This is a genomic window from Sediminicoccus sp. KRV36 (assembly GCF_023243115.1).
Taxonomy (GTDB): domain Bacteria; phylum Pseudomonadota; class Alphaproteobacteria; order Acetobacterales; family Acetobacteraceae; genus Roseococcus.
The window spans coordinates 2,845,984-2,861,402 of sequence record NZ_CP085081.1 but is presented as its reverse complement, the minus strand read 5'-3'; the positions used below and the strand labels follow the sequence as shown (position 1 = coordinate 2,861,402).

The window sequence follows — 15,419 nt, the reverse complement described above, 5'->3', positions numbered from 1 at the left end:
CAGGTTGGCGGTTATTCCGCCATTTCCATTTCCGCGATGGCGAGGATGGTCGCGAGGCTCGCGCGCATGCCGCGCAGCGAGCTTTCGATCTCCACGTCAATCCACTCCTCCAGCGAATGCGCCCGCCCGCCCGTGCCGCCCGAGCCGATGCGCAGCGCGGGAATCCCCAGGCTCATCGGGATATTGGCGTCGGTGGAGGACCATTCGAAGCTGGGCGCATAGCCCTCGGCCGCCACCGCCGCCGAAGCCAGGCGCGCTATGGGCGAGCCGTTGGGCGTATGCCCGGCCGGGCGGTCGCCCACGGGGATGAGCTCGGCCGCGATCTCGCCCTTGCGGGCCGCATTCTCGCCCGCCACGGCCGCGTGCACGCCCTCCAGGAATTGCTTTTCCAGCCGGCCCAGCTGCTCGGCGCTGGCGGAGCGCAAATCCACCTCCATCGTCACCGTCTCCGGGATCGCGTTGATCGAGGTGCCGCCGGACACCACGCTCACGCAATGGGTCGTGACAGGCTCACGCGGGACCTTGATCGCCGCCAGCGTTCGTGCCGCCTCGGCCATGGCATACATGGGATTGACCAGGCCGAAGGCGGCGTAGCTGTGCCCGCCGGGGCCGCGGAACGTCACGCGATACCGGCGCGAACCAATGCCGCCGGTGACGATGCGATCCACATCCGGGCTGTCCACCGTCAGGAAGGCGCGGATGCGTTCGCGCTTGGGATGATGCGCGAACAGGTGGCGGATGCCGCGCAGATCGCCGAGGCCTTCCTCGCCCACATCACCGACAAAGAGGATGTCATGCCGCGTGCGCAGCCCCGCCGCATCCATGGCGCGCAGGAAGGCGAGGTTCACGGCCAGGCTGCGCGTGTCATCGCCCACACCGGGGGCAAAGAGCTTCGTGCCCTCGCGCCGCACGCGCACATCCGTGCCGGCGGCGAACACCGTGTCCAGATGGGCGGCGACGACGAGGATATCGCCATTGCCGAAGCCGCGGCGCAGGCCCATCACATTGCCCACTTCATCCTGCGTCACCTCCTCCAGCCCATGGGCGCGCAGCATGTCGAGATAGGCGCTCGCGCGTTTTTCCTCGGCGAAGGGGGGTGCTGGGATTTCCGTCAATGTGATGATGTCACTGACGGTGCGATCATGCTCGGCGCGCATCACCTCGCAGGCCTTCAGATAGCCGGGATGGGCGCGGATGGCCGCGATGGTCTGGTCGGTCGTCATGTTCAATGCACCCGTGCGCCGGAAAGCCGAACCAATTCGCGCCAGCGCGGCGCTTCCTCGGTGATGAATTGCCGGGCGGCCTCGGGACTGTCCGAGACGACGGCATCATAGGAGAGCGGGCGCAGGGCCGCGCGGAAGCCTTCGTCACGGCCGATACGGGTGAGGGCGGCAAAGAGGCGCGCGCGCTCGGCCTCCGGCGTGCCGGCGGCCAGCATCAGCATGTTCCAGCTGCGGATATCAAAGCCCGCCAAAGCCGGCACTTCGCCGAGGGATGGCACATCGGGCAGGAATTGCAGCCGGGCGCGGGAGGAGACGGTCAGCGCCACAAGCCGCCCGGCCGTCACCTGCGGTGAGAGCGTGGGCGGCAGATCGCAGACGCCATCCACCTCGCCCGCCAGGACCGCTTGCACCGCTTCGGCGCCGCCACGATAGGGGACGTGCAGGAACTCAACGCCAGCCCCCGAGGCGATGGCGGACAATGCCAGGTGCGAGACGGTGGCCACACCCGTGGTGCCCATGCGGATCGCACCCGGACGCGCGCGCGCCGTGGCCAGCATATCGGCCAGGTTGCGCCAATTCTCCCGCCGCGCCGTATCCGCGTTCACCACGCAGAGCACGGCGGCGTCGGTGATCTGCGTGACAGGCATCAGGTCCCGCATCGCATCGAAGGGCATGGCGGGTTGCAGCAAGGGGGCGGCGAGGATGCTGGCGGCACCCACAATGCCCAGGGTGCCGCCATCCGGCGCTGATTTCGCCACTGTATCGGCCCCCACCACGCCGCCCGCGCCGACGCGATTCTCGACGATGACATTCTGCTCCAGCACCGGCGTCAGCCGGTCGGCCAGGATGCGGCCCAGGCTGTCCACGGCGCCACCGGGCGGGAAGGGGACGATGATGCGCAAGGGCCGGCGCTGGGCCCATGCTGAATGGAGAGGCGCCAAGGCGGGCGTTGCGAGCCCTGCTGCGATGAAAAGCCGGCGCTTCATGCGAATTCCCTTTGTGCCGCAAGGCTCGCCGGAATGGCGCCCCGCCTTGCGGCCTCGGCCCAGACGGCCTCGATGGCGGCGCGCCCGCGGCGCGTGATGGCGGCGGCATCGCCGCGTTGCAGCTGGCGGTCCCGTACGCGGATTTCGCCGGCGGTGATGACGGTATGCGCATCGCTGCCCTGGCCATTGGTGAGCAGGGCGCGCAGCGGATTCCAGACCGGCTGGTAGCGCGGGCGGGAGAGGTCGAACATCACCACATCCGCGCGGCTGCCCGGGGTCAGGCGGCCCAGGTCGGGGCGTTGCAGCGCATCCGCCGCATCGCGCGTGGCGGCGGTCAACAGACGCTCGGCGCTGCCAAAGCCTGCACGGCCCGATTGCGTCTTGGCCAGCATGGCGGCGGCGCGCAACTCATCCACCATGTCCAGCGTCACACCATCCGTGCCGATGCCGAGCCGCACGCCGGATTCCAGGAAACGCGCCAGCGGCACGCCGCGCCCCGAACGCGCGAAGCCGAGCGGGCAGGAGGCGATGGTGGAACCGGCATCGCGCACCATCGCGATTTCCTCATCCGTCGCGAACATCGCATGGCCCAGGATGACGCCCGGCCGCAGCAGGCCGCAATCGGCGATATGCGCCACGCTGCCCTTGCCATGGGCGGCCTTCACGGCGGCAACTTCCATGGGATTCTGCGCGCAATGGATGGAGACGATGGCGCCCAGTTCCCGTGCCGCGCGGTCAATCCGCCGCAGCAGCGCGGGCGAGTTGCTGTCCGGCCCATGCGGGCCGAAGCCGATGGAAGCGAGGCCATCCGGCCCCTGATGCCGCTCGGCATGCAGGCGCATCACGAAATCGAAGCTGGCATCGCTGGCATCGGCACCGCGCCATGCGGGTTGGCCCGCCTCATCCATCGTCAGGTTGGGCTGGGTGAAGAGGTAGGGGCAGGACCATGTGCGCAGGCCAAGGCCGGTCGCGCGCGGCACGAATTCATGCTGCTGCGGCCGCCAGATATCGAGCATCGCCGTGGTGCCCGTCATCAGGCTTTCCAGCAGCGACATTTCCACCGCATCGCCGATCGCCTCGGCCGACATGATCTCGGAAACCAGATCACCGAGCGGCATGAGCAGCGAGAACAGGATATGCCCCGGCAGATCACCGGGCTGGATGTCATCGGCCAGGCCCCGGAACAGCGGTGCCGAGAAGGCATGGTTGTGAAGGTTGATCAGGCCCGGCATCAGCAGCCCGTCCGGCAATTCGATGCGCTGGGCATCGCCGTTGGGGCGTTCGCTGACGATATCGGCGATGCGGTCACCCGCGATGATCAGATGCGCCCCCTCCCGCAGGCCGGTTTCGGCGCACCAGAGCCAGCGGGGGGAGAGCACGATCATTCAGACGATCCGGTTCACGAGGTCTTCGCGGCCAGCCTGCAGCCGCGCGATATTCTCCATCATCAGGTCGAGGACGTTATCCTCATAGGCACAGGTTTCGCCCGCCGTGTGTGGCGTCAAGAAGGCATTGGGCAGCGTCCACAAGGGCGACTCCGCGGGCAGCGGCTCGGTCGCCATCACATCGAGGCCGGCGCCGCGGATCACCTTGTTCTGCAAGGCCGCGATCAGCGCATCCTCGTCCGCCACCTTGCCGCGCGCGCAGTTGATCAGATAGGCGGTTGGCTTCATGGCAGCGAGGGCCGCGCCATTGATCAGCCCCGTGGTCTCGGGCGTCAGCGGGCAGACCAGCACGACGAAATCCGCGCGCGGCAGGATCTGCGGCAGGGCCGAGGTGGCATGCACCTCATCTGCACCCTCAGCGCCCGAGGCGGGGTTGGCGCGCACGCCGATCACGGTCATGTCCAGCGCCTTCAGCACGCGGATCACCCGCTTGCCGATGGCACCCATGCCGATGACGATGGCGGTCTTGCCGTTCAGCTCATCCTCGCGCTGGGTGAAATCGCCCTTCATGCCGGACCAGAATTTCTTGTGCTGGTCATCGCGCGCGATGAAGAGCTTGCGCGTGATGCCGAGCATGAGGCTCACCGCATGCTCGCTGACCGCCGCCGCATTGCCGCCTGCCGCCGAGGCAAGTGCTATACCGTGCTCCTTGAAGGTCGGCCGGTCATACTGGTCCGTGCCGGCCGAGAGCGACTGCACGAATTTCAGCCGCTTGGTGAGCGTTGGCAGCGTGTTGCGCCAGAAGCCGCTGACCACCAGCGCATCCGCCTCGCCGATGCGGGTCTGGAGTTCATCCAGGCTGCGCACCTCGAAATAGGGGAAGGGCGCGCCGCGGGCTTCGAAGCGCGCACCCACCTGATAGGCCACATGGGCGAAGCAGATGGTGGGGTTTGCGGGGAACTGGCTCATGCTGCGGCCTCCTCAAGGAACACCTGGACGGCCTGGAACAGCGCGCCGCGATTGCGCTCCATCCACATGCCATGCGTGCCTTCACCCAGCACCACAAGGCGCTTGCCGGGTGAGGCCGTCATCAGCGGGAACAGCGTCTGCGCCATGTAGGGCGGCGTGTCCTGGTCCCATTCGCCCAGTACCAGCAGGGTGGGGGCGGTAATCCTGGCGGGGTCATAGAAGGGCCGTCCGGCGGCCCAGTATTCCCGGCCATCCGCCACGCTGCCATTGGGGGCCCGCAATGCGGGCGGGTTGCGGCGCAGCCCGTCAGGGTCGGTCGCCCAGGTCACGCCGGCCCAATGCTCGAACCAGCCAGGCGGCACCAGCCCCGCGCGTGCCGCCTCCGGCACGCCAGCCCCGCGACGGGCGCGCGCCGCGTCCTGCGTCACGAAGCGATAGGCGCCGAGCGTGCCGCCCGGATCGGCGAGCGAAGCGCCCTGGCGCAGCCACACGGGCGCATATTGCACCAGGCGCTCCACCACGGCGGGATTCTCGGCGGCGAAGCGGCCCATCAGGGCAGTGCCCCAGGAATAGCCGAGATGCACGCATTTGGGGATCGCGCGCCTTCCGCGCACGAAGTTGGATACGCTCAGGATATCGCCCACCGCCGTCTCGCCCCGCACCAGCGGCGGATTGGCCTCGGGCGGCTGGGACATTTCGGCCGGGCGGGTGCTGCGGCCATAGCCACGAATATCCATGCACCAGACGTCAAAGCCGCGCCCGGCGATGTAATCCATCCAGGACAGGCCGCCGAGCGGCAGGTCAAACGCCGTATGCGCCGGATAGGTCGCGCCATGCACCATGATCAGCGTGCGCCCCGGTGAGAAGCTCGTCATGCTCTCCAGCCGCTTGTTGCGCACGAAGATCTCGATCCCCGCATCGCTGGCGGGCACCATGAATTCCTCCGTGATGATGCGCGGCGCCTGTGCGCCAGCCTGGCCCTGGGCCTGGACACTGATCAGCGGCGCCGACAGCGCGGGTGCGGCAAGCAGGACACGGCGTTGCATGCGGAATTCTCCCTTGGATGGAGCAGACACTACCCAAGGCCGCGAAACTCCGCGAGGGGGCAGCCCAGCCCCTCAGCTGAGGAGTGACAGCCAGGCCTGGCGCAATTCCTCGCTGGTGATGCGGCGCGGCGTCAGGATGACGAAGAAGGCATCGCCATCATTGCTCGGGCTGCCATCGCCGCCCCGAAAGGTCAGCAGGCGGCGGCCGGGGCGGGCGGGTGTGCGGGTCTGCCACTGATCCACCACCATCAGCCCTTCCGAAGTTTCCCCCAGATAGACCGCCGCATGGTTGCCCGTGTCGAGATTGGCGTAGCGGCCGGCAGGGGTGAAGGTGGCGATGGCGGTGCCGCGCGGGATGGCCGGATTGGCGCGCACCCATGGCCCCTTGCGCCACAGCATCGTCACCGGCGCGCCGCAGGCGGCCTGGACCAGCGGCACACAATGCCCATTGCCGAGGAAGGAGACCTGCTGCTCCCAGAATTCGGGGTTCTGGGTCAGGTAGAACTCGAAATCCTCGGGGCGCGTCTCGCCCGTGGCATAGGCCAGGATGTTTTCCAAGGCACTTCGCGAACCGGCACCCATGACGATGCTCCCTGCCTGGCTGGCCCCAAGGCTAGACCCGCCGGGCTCGGTGCAGAAGCCTCCCGGTGGCGGTGGGCGCTACTTCTCGCAGCGGATGAAGACAGTGCTGCGGTGGGTGATCTCACCCACATCGGCCGTGCTGCGCTCCGGGCCGGTGGATTCCACGACGCGGGGCTGCACGCCGGCGCGCCGGGCGAAGGCCAGCGCCGCCTGGCCCTGGACGGCGAAATTCACATTCTGCGCGATATCCCCGGTGCGGCGGCTGACGGCCTGGGCGTTCAGCTTGGAGACGACTACGCCGACGATATGGCCCTGCATGTCCACCAGCGGCCCTCCGGAATTGCCCGGCTGCACCTCGGCGCTGATCTGATACTGGTTGGGGTTGTCGCCAATCCCGCGCAAGCCGTTCACTTCGCCCCGGGTCAGCTTGGGGTCGGAACTCAGCAGCCCGGCGAGCGGAAAGCCATAGGCCACCACGCCCTCGCCACGCCGCACGGCGGGGCCGGTGCGGAAGGCCAGGGCCGGGCCGACCAGCCCGGGCACGTTCAGCAGCGCGACATCGAGCGCCGCATCCATCCGCGCGGGCGGGCTGGCGGCGAGCCAATGGCCGGAGGGGGTGCGCAGCAGCACGCGGTTGCAGCCGTCAATCACGTGATGATTGGTCATCACCCGCTCATCCGCGATCAGAAATCCCGTCCCGGTCGAAACCTGGCGCGCCTGCTGGTTGGGCTGCGCGAGCGGCGTTTCGCGGCTGGCGGGTGAGGCGACAGGGAGCGGGCGCGCGGCGGCCGGCGCTGTGGGGCGGCCGGCATTGGCGAGGTCGATATTGCGATTCACGCAGATATCCTGGTCGCGCAGGACGGCCTCGCGCCCATCGGCCAGCACCAGGCGGAGATCGAAGCGGCAGCCGGCATCGGCGGCGGGGTTGACGCGGAAGCCGCCGCCCTCGGTCAGCGGCCGGTCGGGGCGGAGCAGGTTGCCGCCCCAGTCGCCCTGGCCGCCACGGGGGCTGCGCACGGCGAACAACTGCGTCGCATCGCCGCCCGCCCGGTTCACGACGCGAAAGCCAGGCGGCTCGGCGGCATTCTGCGCGAAAGCGGCCGGCGCGTATGCGGACAGGGCGAGGACGAGCAGGATCAGGAGCAGGCGCATAGCAGAGGATGTGCCCATCACTTTGCGCCAGCGCAAGGTGCGGTCCCCTTGACCCTGCCACTATGGCAAGTGCCACCTCGGAATCATGATGGACCGACACACACCCCTGCCGAAGATCTCGCTGCCCGTTTCGGGCATGAGCTGCGCCTCCTGCGTGGGCCGCGTCAGCCATGCGCTGGAGGCGGTCCCTGGCGTTGCCGGCGTTCAGGTGAACCTCGCCAGTGAAATGGCCGAGGTGACGGGCACGGCCGCGCTGCCCGCGCTGGACGCAGCCTTGCGCAAGGCCGGCTATGGGCTGCGCGAGCAGGTGATCGAGCTGCAGGTGACGGGCATGAGCTGCGCCTCCTGCACCAGCCGCGTGGAGCGCGCGTTGGCCGCCGTGCCCGGCGTGCTGGCGGTGGCCGTGAACCTCGCTTCCGAACGCGCGACCCTGCAGGTGCTGGCCGGCACCACGCTGGAATCGCTGGAAGTGGCGCTGGACCGCGCGGGCTATGGCGTCTCCTCCGGCACGGCCGAAGCGCGCTTCCCGCGGGAGGCTCTGGAGCTGGCGCTGGCCGGCCTGCTGGCCGCGCCCTTCCTGGTCGGCATGCTGGGCATGGGGCTGGGGCAGGACTGGATGCCCGGCGGCTGGTGGCAACTGGCCTTGGCCACGCCGCTGCAATTCGTGCTGGGCGCGCGGTTTTATCGCGGCGCGCTGGGCGCCTTGCGGGCGCGCACGGGCAATATGGACCTGCTGGTCGCCCTGGGCACCAGCGCCGCCTATGCGCTGTCCGTCTGGCAGTGGCTGGGCGGCCATCATCATCTGTACTTCGAGGGCTCGGCCCTCGTCATCTTCTTCGTGCTGCTCGGCAAGCATCTGGAGTCGCGCGCCAAGCACGCGACGGCGGGCGCGATCCGCGCCCTGCTCGACCTCAAGCCGCGCACGGCCATGCGCCTCGATGCCGGGGCCGAGCGCGAGGTTCCAGCCGCGCTGCTGAAATTGCAGGACCTGGTGGTGATCCGCCCGGGTGAGCGCGTGCCGGCCGATGGCGTGGTGACGGAAGGCGAGGCGGGCCTCGATGAAAGTGCCCTGACCGGCGAGAGCGAGGCGGTGGCCAAATCCCCGGGTGCGGCACTTTCCACCGGGACGGTGGTGCTGGATGGGCGCCTGATCATGCGCGTCACCGCCGTGGGTGAGGAGACGGTGCTGGCCCGTGTGGCCGCCCTGGTTTCCGCCGCCCAGGCGAGCCGCGCGCCGATCCAGAAGCTGGTGGATCGGATTTCGGCGATCTTCGTGCCGGTGGTGATCGGCATCGCGCTGCTCAGCTTCCTGGGCTGGCTCTCGGCCGGTGCGGGGGCGGAAGTCGCGTTGATGCACGCCGTGGCGGTGCTGGTGATCGCCTGCCCCTGCGCGCTGGGCCTTGCCACCCCCGCCGCCATCATGGCGGGGACGGGGGCGGCGGCGCGCGCGGGCATCCTGGTGCGCGATGCCGAAGCGATCGAGCGTGCGGCGGGCATCACCTTGGTCGCTTTCGACAAGACCGGCACGCTGACCGAGGGCAAGCCCATCCTGGCCGCCCTGCATGAGAGTGAGCCCGGCGCGCTGCGTCTCGCGGCCGGCTTGCAGGCGGGCAGCGAGCATCCGCTGGCGCGCGCTGTCCTGGTCGCGCATGGCGCCCCACCGCCGCCGGTCAGCGCCTTCCGCGCCCTGCCGGGGCGCGGTGTCGAGGGCGAGGTGGAGGGACGGCGCCTGAGCCTGGGCTCGCCCCGGCTGCTGATCGAATCGGGGGCCGCGCCCAATCCGGTACTGACGGCTGCCGCCGTGGCGGAGTCGGCGCAGGGGCGGACGCTGGCCTGGCTGGTGGAACGGGGGCGGGTGCTGGCACTCCTCGCCTTCGAGGATGCGGTGAAGCCCCATTCGGCGCAGGCCGTGGCCACGCTGAAGGCCATGGGGCTGCGTGTCGTGGTGCTCTCGGGCGACAGCCCGGCGGCGGCCGGCGCGCTGGGGGCAAGGCTCGGGCTCGCCGAGATCGAGGCTGGGCTGCTGCCGGCCGATAAATCCGCGCGGATTACCGCCTGGCGCGATGCGGGCGAACGCGTGGCAATGGTGGGCGACGGCGTGAATGACGCCCCGGCCCTTGCCGCGGCTGATCTTGGCATCGCCATGGGGACCGGGACGGATGCGGCCATCGCGGCGGCGGGGGTCACGCTGTTGCGCGGTGATCCGGCGCTGGTGCCACAGGCGCTGGAGCTGATGCGCCGGACGCGCGGGAAGATCCGCCAGAACCTGTTCTGGGCCTTTGCCTATAACGCCGCCGGCCTGCCGCTGGCGGCCTTCGGCGGATTGTCACCGGCACTGGCGGGGGCGGCCATGGCGGCTTCTTCCGTCTCGGTGCTGGGGAATGCCTTGTTGCTGGCGCGCTGGCGCCCGCCAGGGAGTGCGAGGGAGGAAGCCAAATGAACATCGGCGAAGCAGCGATGGCGAGTGGGGTCAGTGCCAAGATGATCCGGCATTACGAGACGTTGGGCCTGATCACGCCCCAGCGCCGGGCCAATAATTACCGTGCCTATACGGAGCAGAACGTCGCGGTCCTGCGCTTCATCCGGCATGCGCGGGACCTGGCGTTTCCACTCTCCGAAGTGAAGCGCCTCCTGGCACTGTGGAAAAATGACGGGCGGCAGAGTGCCGAGGTGCGACGAATCGCCCTCAGCCACGTTGATGCCCTTGAGGAGAAGGCGCGTTCGCTCAAGGCCGTGGCGGATTCCCTGCGGCATCTGGCCCAGGCCTGCCAGGGCAATGCGCGGCCCGAATGCCCGATCCTGGACCACATGGCCTCGTCCACATGAAAGGAATTGCCGATGCCCATCATTGAAATGCAGGTCGAGGGAATGACCTGCGGCCATTGCGTGCAAAGCGTCACGAAGGCGCTGCAGGCGCGGGATGCGCATGCCCGGGTGGTGGTGGATCTGGCCGCCGGGCTGGTGAGTGCCGAGACGATGCTGGAACGCGCCAGCGCGGTCCAGGCGATCGAATCGAGCGGCTACAAGGTCCTGCCCTGCAACCGCGCCTGAGAGTGGCGCGCAGGAAGCGGGATGCCATCGCCGTGGCTTCCCCGATGCTCGTCCCCGGCACCATGCTTCGCCATCGCAACTGACGGTCCAGGACAGCTGATGTCCTGGCGGGTGAGCCGGGGAAGCGCCGCGCCCCGGCCACCCAGGAATCCACCCCCAACCCCACAAAAAAACCCGGCGGATGGCTCCGCCGGGTTTCGTTCGTTGATGCGGCTGGTTGCCGGATCAGCCCTGGTTGCGGTTGCCCATGAAGGACAGCAGCAGCTGGAACAGGTTGATGAAGTTCAGGTAGAGGCCCAGCGCGTCCATCACGCTGCGCTTGCCGGCTTCATCCGTGCCCTCGGCGTAGGAATGCTCGATGTAGTCGTTCTTGATCCGCTGCGTGTCATAGGCCGTGAGGCCGCAGAAGATGATCACGCCCAGGATCGAGATCGCGAAGGCAATCGCCGGCGAGGCCAGGAAGATGTTGACCAGCGAGGCGAGGATGATGCCGATCAGGCCCATCAGCATGAAGCTGCCCAGCTTCGTCAGGTCCCGGTTCGTCGTGTAGCCGATGAGGCTCATCGAGGCGAAGGTGGCCGAGGTGATGAAGAAGGTGCTGGCGATCGAGGCGCCGGTATAGATGACGAAGATATTCGCCATGCTGGCGCCCATGACGCCGCAGAAGGCCCAGAACAGCGCCTGCACCGTGGACTTGCTCATCCGGTTGATGCCGAAGGAGAGCGCCAGGATGAAGGCCAGGGGCGCGAACATCGCGACATAGCCGAGGATCGTCGGCGCCGTGGCGAGGCCACGCGGCGTGCGGACGACCGTAAAGAACAGCTCGGACACAGCCGGAATGCTGGCCACCGCATAGGCGACGATCGCCGTCAGCAGCAGGCCCGAGGCCATCCAGTTGTAGACGCGGAGCATGTAGGCGCGCAGACCGGCGTCAATCGCCGCGGCGTCCACACCCGCGGTGCGGCCCCAGCCTTGAGCAGGCTGCGTCCAGCGCGATTCGGGTTGCAAAGCCATTGTGTTCGATCCTCCAAAAGGCCAGGGCCATGAAAGGCCGGGGCCAGGGCGAATGCCCTTGCCCGTATCATATGGAACTTCTGTAATCCGGTTCAATGGATTTCGGAAGCCTGTCCGCCAAGATTCACTCGTTGCGGAGCAACGGGGCCGGCCGGACGCGCAGCGCCATGGCCGTGCCGGCATAGCCAAAGGCCAGCACCAGGAACATGCAGCCCGCCACTGTCAGCGCAAGAGTGCCCGGCAGGAATACCCATTCCTGCCGCATGATGCCGACGACCACGCCCCAGGCCGCCGCCGTCCCGGCCAGCGCCGCCAGCAGCCCGGCAAAGCCGCCCAGCACGCCGAACTCCACCAGGAAGGCGCGCAGGATCTGCCCCCTGGTGGCGCCCACCGTCTTGAGCAGCACCGCCTCGCGGATGCGGCGCTGCTGCCCGGCCGCGACGGCCCCCGCCAGCACCAGGGCGCCGGCCATCAGCGTGATGGAGCCCACGGCCGTGAGTGCCGTGCCGATGCGCCCCAGCAGCACGCCCACCTGCTCCAGCGCCTCACGCACGCGGATACCCGAGACATTGGGCAGCGCATCGGTGATCCGCCGCAGCAGGTTCTGGTCCTGCGCCGGATCGCCCCGCACGGTGGCGATATGCGTGTGTGGCGCCGAGGACAGCAGCCCGGGCGAAGCGATGAGGGTGAAGTTCATCCCCAGCGAACGCCATTCCACGCTGCGCAGATTGGCGATCTTGAGGTCCATCTCACGCCCCAGCACATTCACCGTGATGGTGTCACCCAGGCCGATGCCCCAGCCGCGCGCCAGGTTGGCGTCAAAGGAGACCAGCGTCGGGCCCTCATAATCCGCCGCCCACCAAGCGCCCTCGGTGATGCGCGTCCCTTCGGGCATGCGGGCGGAATAGGTGAGGCCGCGGTCGCCACGCAGCGCCCAGGCGGTCTCAGGCGTGGCGCGCACCTGCTCGGCCGGGGTGCCGTTCACGGCGGAGATGCGGGCCCGCAGGCTGGGCACGCGGCGCACCTCGTCCACGCCGGGGGTCTCGCGGGCCAGGCTGTCGAAGCGCGCCACCTGGTCGGGCTGGATATCGATGAAGAAGAAATTGGGCGCGCGGGCCGGCATTTCATTGCCGATGGCGGCCCGCAGATTGCCCTGGATCTGCGCGATGGCAGCCAGCGTGGTCAGCCCCAGGCCGAGTGCCACCAGCATGATCGGCGTGGGGGCGCCGGGCCGGTGCAGATTGGCGAGGCCGAGGCGCCAGGCCGGGCGGCGAATGCCGCGCAGAGCGCGCGCCGCCGCCATCAACCCCCAGGCGCCAAGGCGGAACAGCAGCATCGCCGCCGCCGCGCCGCCGCAAAAGGCCATGGCGAAGAAGCGCTGCTCGGCCGTGAGGATGACGAGGGTGACCAGCGCCGTCGCCGCCAGCGCATTGGCGATGGCCACCCCCCAGCCGGGCCAGAAGCCGCCAGCCCCCAGCACATCGCGGAACAGTGCGGCCCCGGGGATTCGCCCGGCGCGGCCGAGCGGCCAGAGCGCGAAGGTGAGTGCGGTCAGCACGCCGTAGAGAGCGGCCAAGGCCAGTGGTGCCGGGTAGATCCCGATCCGCGCCGGGACGGGCAGGGCGCCACTCAAGGCCGAGGCGGCCAGCACGGTCAGCCCCCAGCCGGCCACCAAGCCGATCAGGATGCCAAGGGCCGAGAGCACCAGCACCTGAAACAGATAGGCCGAGAAGATCGCCGCCGTCGGTGCGCCCATGCAGCGCAGCGTGGCGATGGTGCGGCTGCGGGCGTCAAGCCAGGCGCGCACGCCCGTCGCCACGCCAATCCCGCCCACCAGCAGGGCCGTCAGGCCGGCCAGAGTGAGGAAGGAGGCCGCACGATCGAGAAAGCGGTTTACGCCGGGCTCGGCCTGGTCGGCGCGGCGGATGCGCCAGGGGGCGGCGGGAAAGGCCGCCCTCAACTCGGCGCCGAACAGCTTGGCCGAAGCGCCTTCGGGCAGGCGGATGCGGTATTCATGGGTGATCATGCTGCCCGGCTGGGCCAGGGCGGTGGCGGCCAGCAGCTCCAGCGGGATGATGGCGCGCGGGCCGAAGACGGTGGGTGTGGCCACCCGATCCGGCTCCTCGGCGATGCGGCCGGCGAAGCGGATGCGCGCCTCGCCCAGGCGGACCTCGTCGCCGGGGGTGAGGCTGAGGCGCTCGGCCACCGATGGCTCGGCGACGAGCATGGGGCCGGTGAGCGGCTGCGCCGGGTCCAGCGTCAGCGTGCCATAGAGCGGGTAGAGCGTGTCGGCCGCCTTGAGTTCCACCAGCGTGCGCTCGCCATTGGGCGCGATGAGCATGGCGCGCAGCAGCGCCACCTCGCTGATGACGCCGCCTCGGGCGCGGACCCAGGCGAGGGCTTCCGGACTGGCTGGCTCATTTCCGGCGCGGATTTCGAGGTCCCCGCCCAGGATACGCGCGCCATCCGCCTGCAGGCCGGCCTCGATGCCGGCCCGCAAGGTGCCGACCGCCGCGATGGCAGCGACGCCCAGTGCCAGGCAGGCCAGCACGATGCGCAGCCCCTTCACCCCGCCGCGCAGCTCCCGCCGCGCCAGCTTCACGCCGAGGAGAAGGTTCCTCATTCGGCGGCGAGGGGGATGGTGGCGGTGTCGCTGGAAATCAGCCCGTCCTCGATGCGGATTTGCCGCTCGCACCGGGCGGCCAGGGCCGGGTCATGCGTGATGAGGATCAGCGTGGTGCCGAATTTCGCCCGCAGGTCGAAGAGCAGGTCCATCACGGCAAGGCCGGTGGCGCGGTCCAGATTGCCGGTGGGTTCATCGGCCAGGATCAGCCGCGGCAGCGCGACAAAGGCGCGGGCGACGGCCACGCGCTGCTGCTCGCCGCCCGAAAGCTGGCCCGGATAATGTGTGATGCGATGCCCGAGGCCAACCGATTTCAGCGCGGCCTCGGCCCGGGTGAAGGCATGCTCGTCGCCGGCGAACTCCAGCGGCATGGCGACGTTTTCCAGCGCCGTCATGGTCGGCACCAGGTGGAAGGACTGAAAGACGATGCCCACCTCCTCGCGCCGGAAGCGGGCCAGGTCATCCTCGCTCATCCGCGCGAGGTCCCGTCCGGCGACGATGAGTTGGCCGCTCGTGGCGCGCTCCAGCCCGGCCAGCAGCATGAGGAGCGAGGTCTTGCCGGAGCCGGAGGGGCCGATGATGCCGACGGCCTCGCCCTCACCGATGCTGAGGCTGACGCCCTTCAGGATGTTGACCCGGCCGGCCGAGCCCCCCACTTCGAAGGTGAGGTCGCGCGCCGCGATCAGCGGGGCAAGGGAGATTTGGGCATTGTCCATGATGGTCGCATATGGGCGGCGCGCTGCGCTGCAAAAGGGCCTGTTGCTGTTTGCGACAGGTGCCGCTGCGCAAAATCCCGCGCCGATCCGGCTTCTGGCGCTGGGGGATTCGCTCACCGCCGGCTACGGGCTGCCGCGCGGCGAGGGCTTCGTGCCGCAACTCCAGGCGGCGCTGGTGGCGCGCGGGCGCGCGGTGCGCGTGCTGGATGGCGGGGTTTCGGGCGATACCATGGCGGGCGGCGCGGCCCGGCTGGATTGGGCGATGGCGGACCGGCCCCAGGCGGCGATGGTGGCTCTCGGCGGCAATGACGGGCTGCGGGGCCTGCCACCCCCCCGCATGGCCGAGGCGCTGGAGAGCATCCTCAGCCGGCTGGAAGCACGGCGGATCCCCACCTTGCTCGCGGGCATGCATGCGCCTCCAAATCTGGGGGCCGATTATGCCAGAAGCTTCCACGCCGTCTTCACCGAGGCATCCAACCGACGGCCCCAGTTGATTTTTGTTCCATTTTTCCTGGAGGGCGTGGCCGGCGATCGGGCGCTCAACCAGGCCGATGGCATTCACCCTAATCCGCGCGGCGTCGCCGAAATGATCCGGCATATCCTGCCCGCCACAGAACAACTGCTGGACCGCGTGGCGTCACCCCCGGCAGGATAGGGGGGCGAATCCGGGAA

The 15,419-nt window shown here is 69.3% G+C and carries 14 protein-coding genes; 4 read left to right on the top strand and 10 right to left on the bottom strand.

The window, feature by feature from the left end; genetic code table 11:
- Nucleotides 1-11: 11 nt before the first annotated feature.
- From LHU95_RS13385 to LHU95_RS13355, 7 genes are all read right to left on the bottom strand, one after another.
- Complete coding sequence (locus tag LHU95_RS13385) at nucleotides 12-1,223, bottom strand: M20/M25/M40 family metallo-hydrolase (RefSeq protein ID WP_248707462.1); 1,212 nt, start codon at nucleotides 1,221-1,223, stop codon at nucleotides 12-14.
- Between the two features lie 2 nt (nucleotides 1,224-1,225).
- Nucleotides 1,226-2,125, bottom strand: coding sequence for a tripartite tricarboxylate transporter substrate binding protein (locus LHU95_RS13380; RefSeq protein WP_248707461.1), 900 nt, complete (start codon nucleotides 2,123-2,125; stop codon nucleotides 1,226-1,228).
- An 80-nt stretch (nucleotides 2,126-2,205) separates the two neighbouring features.
- Complete coding sequence (locus LHU95_RS13375; protein WP_248707460.1) at nucleotides 2,206-3,594, bottom strand: amidohydrolase family protein; 1,389 nt, start codon at nucleotides 3,592-3,594, stop codon at nucleotides 2,206-2,208.
- Nucleotides 3,595-4,563 carry a D-2-hydroxyacid dehydrogenase gene (locus LHU95_RS13370; protein ID WP_248707459.1) on the bottom strand — a complete coding sequence of 323 codons (969 nt, stop codon included), beginning with the start codon at nucleotides 4,561-4,563 and terminating at the stop codon, nucleotides 3,595-3,597. It lies immediately after the preceding gene.
- A complete protein-coding gene (locus LHU95_RS13365; RefSeq protein ID WP_248707458.1) occupies nucleotides 4,560-5,609 on the bottom strand; it encodes an alpha/beta hydrolase in 1,050 nt (349 codons plus the stop codon). Before LHU95_RS13365 ends, LHU95_RS13370 begins: the two co-directional genes overlap by 4 nt.
- A 72-nt stretch (nucleotides 5,610-5,681) precedes the next feature.
- On the bottom strand, nucleotides 5,682-6,191 hold the full coding sequence (locus tag LHU95_RS13360; protein ID WP_248707457.1) for a BPSL0067 family protein: 510 nt from the start codon (nucleotides 6,189-6,191) through the stop codon (nucleotides 5,682-5,684).
- Between the two features lie 78 nt (nucleotides 6,192-6,269).
- A complete protein-coding gene (locus LHU95_RS13355) occupies nucleotides 6,270-7,343 on the bottom strand; it encodes a trypsin-like peptidase domain-containing protein (protein ID WP_248707456.1) in 1,074 nt (357 codons plus the stop codon).
- Between the two features lie 85 nt (nucleotides 7,344-7,428).
- Here LHU95_RS13355 and LHU95_RS13350 point away from each other — a divergent pair, with 85 nt between their 5' ends.
- Genes LHU95_RS13350 through LHU95_RS13340 form a run of 3 tightly spaced genes read left to right on the top strand, consistent with a single transcriptional unit; the run spans nucleotide 7,429 to nucleotide 10,394 of the window.
- Nucleotides 7,429-9,783, top strand: a complete 2,355-nt coding sequence (locus LHU95_RS13350) for a heavy metal translocating P-type ATPase (RefSeq protein WP_349292620.1) — start codon at nucleotides 7,429-7,431, stop codon at nucleotides 9,781-9,783.
- The gene (locus tag LHU95_RS13345) at nucleotides 9,780-10,169 is read left to right on the top strand and encodes a MerR family transcriptional regulator (protein ID WP_248707455.1); all 390 of its coding nucleotides are present in this window, start codon (nucleotides 9,780-9,782) and stop codon (nucleotides 10,167-10,169) included. Before LHU95_RS13350 ends, LHU95_RS13345 begins: the two co-directional genes overlap by 4 nt.
- Nucleotides 10,170-10,181: 12 nt before the next feature.
- Nucleotides 10,182-10,394, top strand: a complete 213-nt coding sequence (locus tag LHU95_RS13340) for a cation transporter (RefSeq protein ID WP_248707454.1) — start codon at nucleotides 10,182-10,184, stop codon at nucleotides 10,392-10,394.
- A gap of 225 nt (nucleotides 10,395-10,619) precedes the next feature.
- Here LHU95_RS13340 and LHU95_RS13335 read toward each other — a convergent pair whose 3' ends face one another.
- The 3 genes from LHU95_RS13335 to LHU95_RS13325 form a co-directional block, all read right to left on the bottom strand.
- Nucleotides 10,620-11,408 (bottom strand): Bax inhibitor-1/YccA family protein, encoded by a 789-nt coding sequence (locus tag LHU95_RS13335; protein ID WP_248707453.1) that lies wholly within the window; start codon nucleotides 11,406-11,408, stop codon nucleotides 10,620-10,622.
- Between the two features lie 124 nt (nucleotides 11,409-11,532).
- The gene (locus LHU95_RS13330; protein WP_248707452.1) at nucleotides 11,533-14,031 is read right to left on the bottom strand and encodes an FtsX-like permease family protein; all 2,499 of its coding nucleotides are present in this window, start codon (nucleotides 14,029-14,031) and stop codon (nucleotides 11,533-11,535) included.
- Nucleotides 14,028-14,747: an ABC transporter ATP-binding protein gene (locus LHU95_RS13325; protein ID WP_248707451.1), complete on the bottom strand. Its 720-nt coding sequence runs from the start codon at nucleotides 14,745-14,747 to the stop codon at nucleotides 14,028-14,030. The genes LHU95_RS13330 and LHU95_RS13325 overlap by 4 nt, the downstream gene beginning before the upstream one ends.
- Here LHU95_RS13325 and LHU95_RS13320 point away from each other — a divergent pair.
- Complete coding sequence (locus LHU95_RS13320) at nucleotides 14,746-15,402, top strand: arylesterase (protein ID WP_248707450.1); 657 nt, start codon at nucleotides 14,746-14,748, stop codon at nucleotides 15,400-15,402. The two genes, LHU95_RS13325 and LHU95_RS13320, sit on opposite strands and share 2 nt — an antisense overlap.
- Nucleotides 15,403-15,419: the final 17 nt, after the last annotated feature.

Coding starts and splice junctions, on each gene's coding strand:
- LHU95_RS13320 (WP_248707450.1), top strand. CDS start 14,746: ATGATGGTCGCATATGGGCGGCGCGCTGCGCTGCAAAAGGGCCTGTTG.
- LHU95_RS13360 (WP_248707457.1), bottom strand. CDS start 6,191: ATGGGTGCCGGTTCGCGAAGTGCCTTGGAAAACATCCTGGCCTATGCC.
- LHU95_RS13355 (WP_248707456.1), bottom strand. CDS start 7,343: ATGCGCCTGCTCCTGATCCTGCTCGTCCTCGCCCTGTCCGCATACGCG.
- LHU95_RS13375 (WP_248707460.1), bottom strand. CDS start 3,594: ATGATCGTGCTCTCCCCCCGCTGGCTCTGGTGCGCCGAAACCGGCCTG.
- LHU95_RS13370 (WP_248707459.1), bottom strand. CDS start 4,563: ATGAGCCAGTTCCCCGCAAACCCCACCATCTGCTTCGCCCATGTGGCC.
- LHU95_RS13340 (WP_248707454.1), top strand. CDS start 10,182: ATGCCCATCATTGAAATGCAGGTCGAGGGAATGACCTGCGGCCATTGC.
- LHU95_RS13385 (WP_248707462.1), bottom strand. CDS start 1,223: ATGACGACCGACCAGACCATCGCGGCCATCCGCGCCCATCCCGGCTAT.
- LHU95_RS13350 (WP_349292620.1), top strand. CDS start 7,429: ATGATGGACCGACACACACCCCTGCCGAAGATCTCGCTGCCCGTTTCG.
- LHU95_RS13330 (WP_248707452.1), bottom strand. CDS start 14,031: ATGAGGAACCTTCTCCTCGGCGTGAAGCTGGCGCGGCGGGAGCTGCGC.
- LHU95_RS13325 (WP_248707451.1), bottom strand. CDS start 14,747: ATGGACAATGCCCAAATCTCCCTTGCCCCGCTGATCGCGGCGCGCGAC.
- LHU95_RS13365 (WP_248707458.1), bottom strand. CDS start 5,609: ATGCAACGCCGTGTCCTGCTTGCCGCACCCGCGCTGTCGGCGCCGCTG.
- LHU95_RS13335 (WP_248707453.1), bottom strand. CDS start 11,408: ATGGCTTTGCAACCCGAATCGCGCTGGACGCAGCCTGCTCAAGGCTGG.
- LHU95_RS13345 (WP_248707455.1), top strand. CDS start 9,780: ATGAACATCGGCGAAGCAGCGATGGCGAGTGGGGTCAGTGCCAAGATG.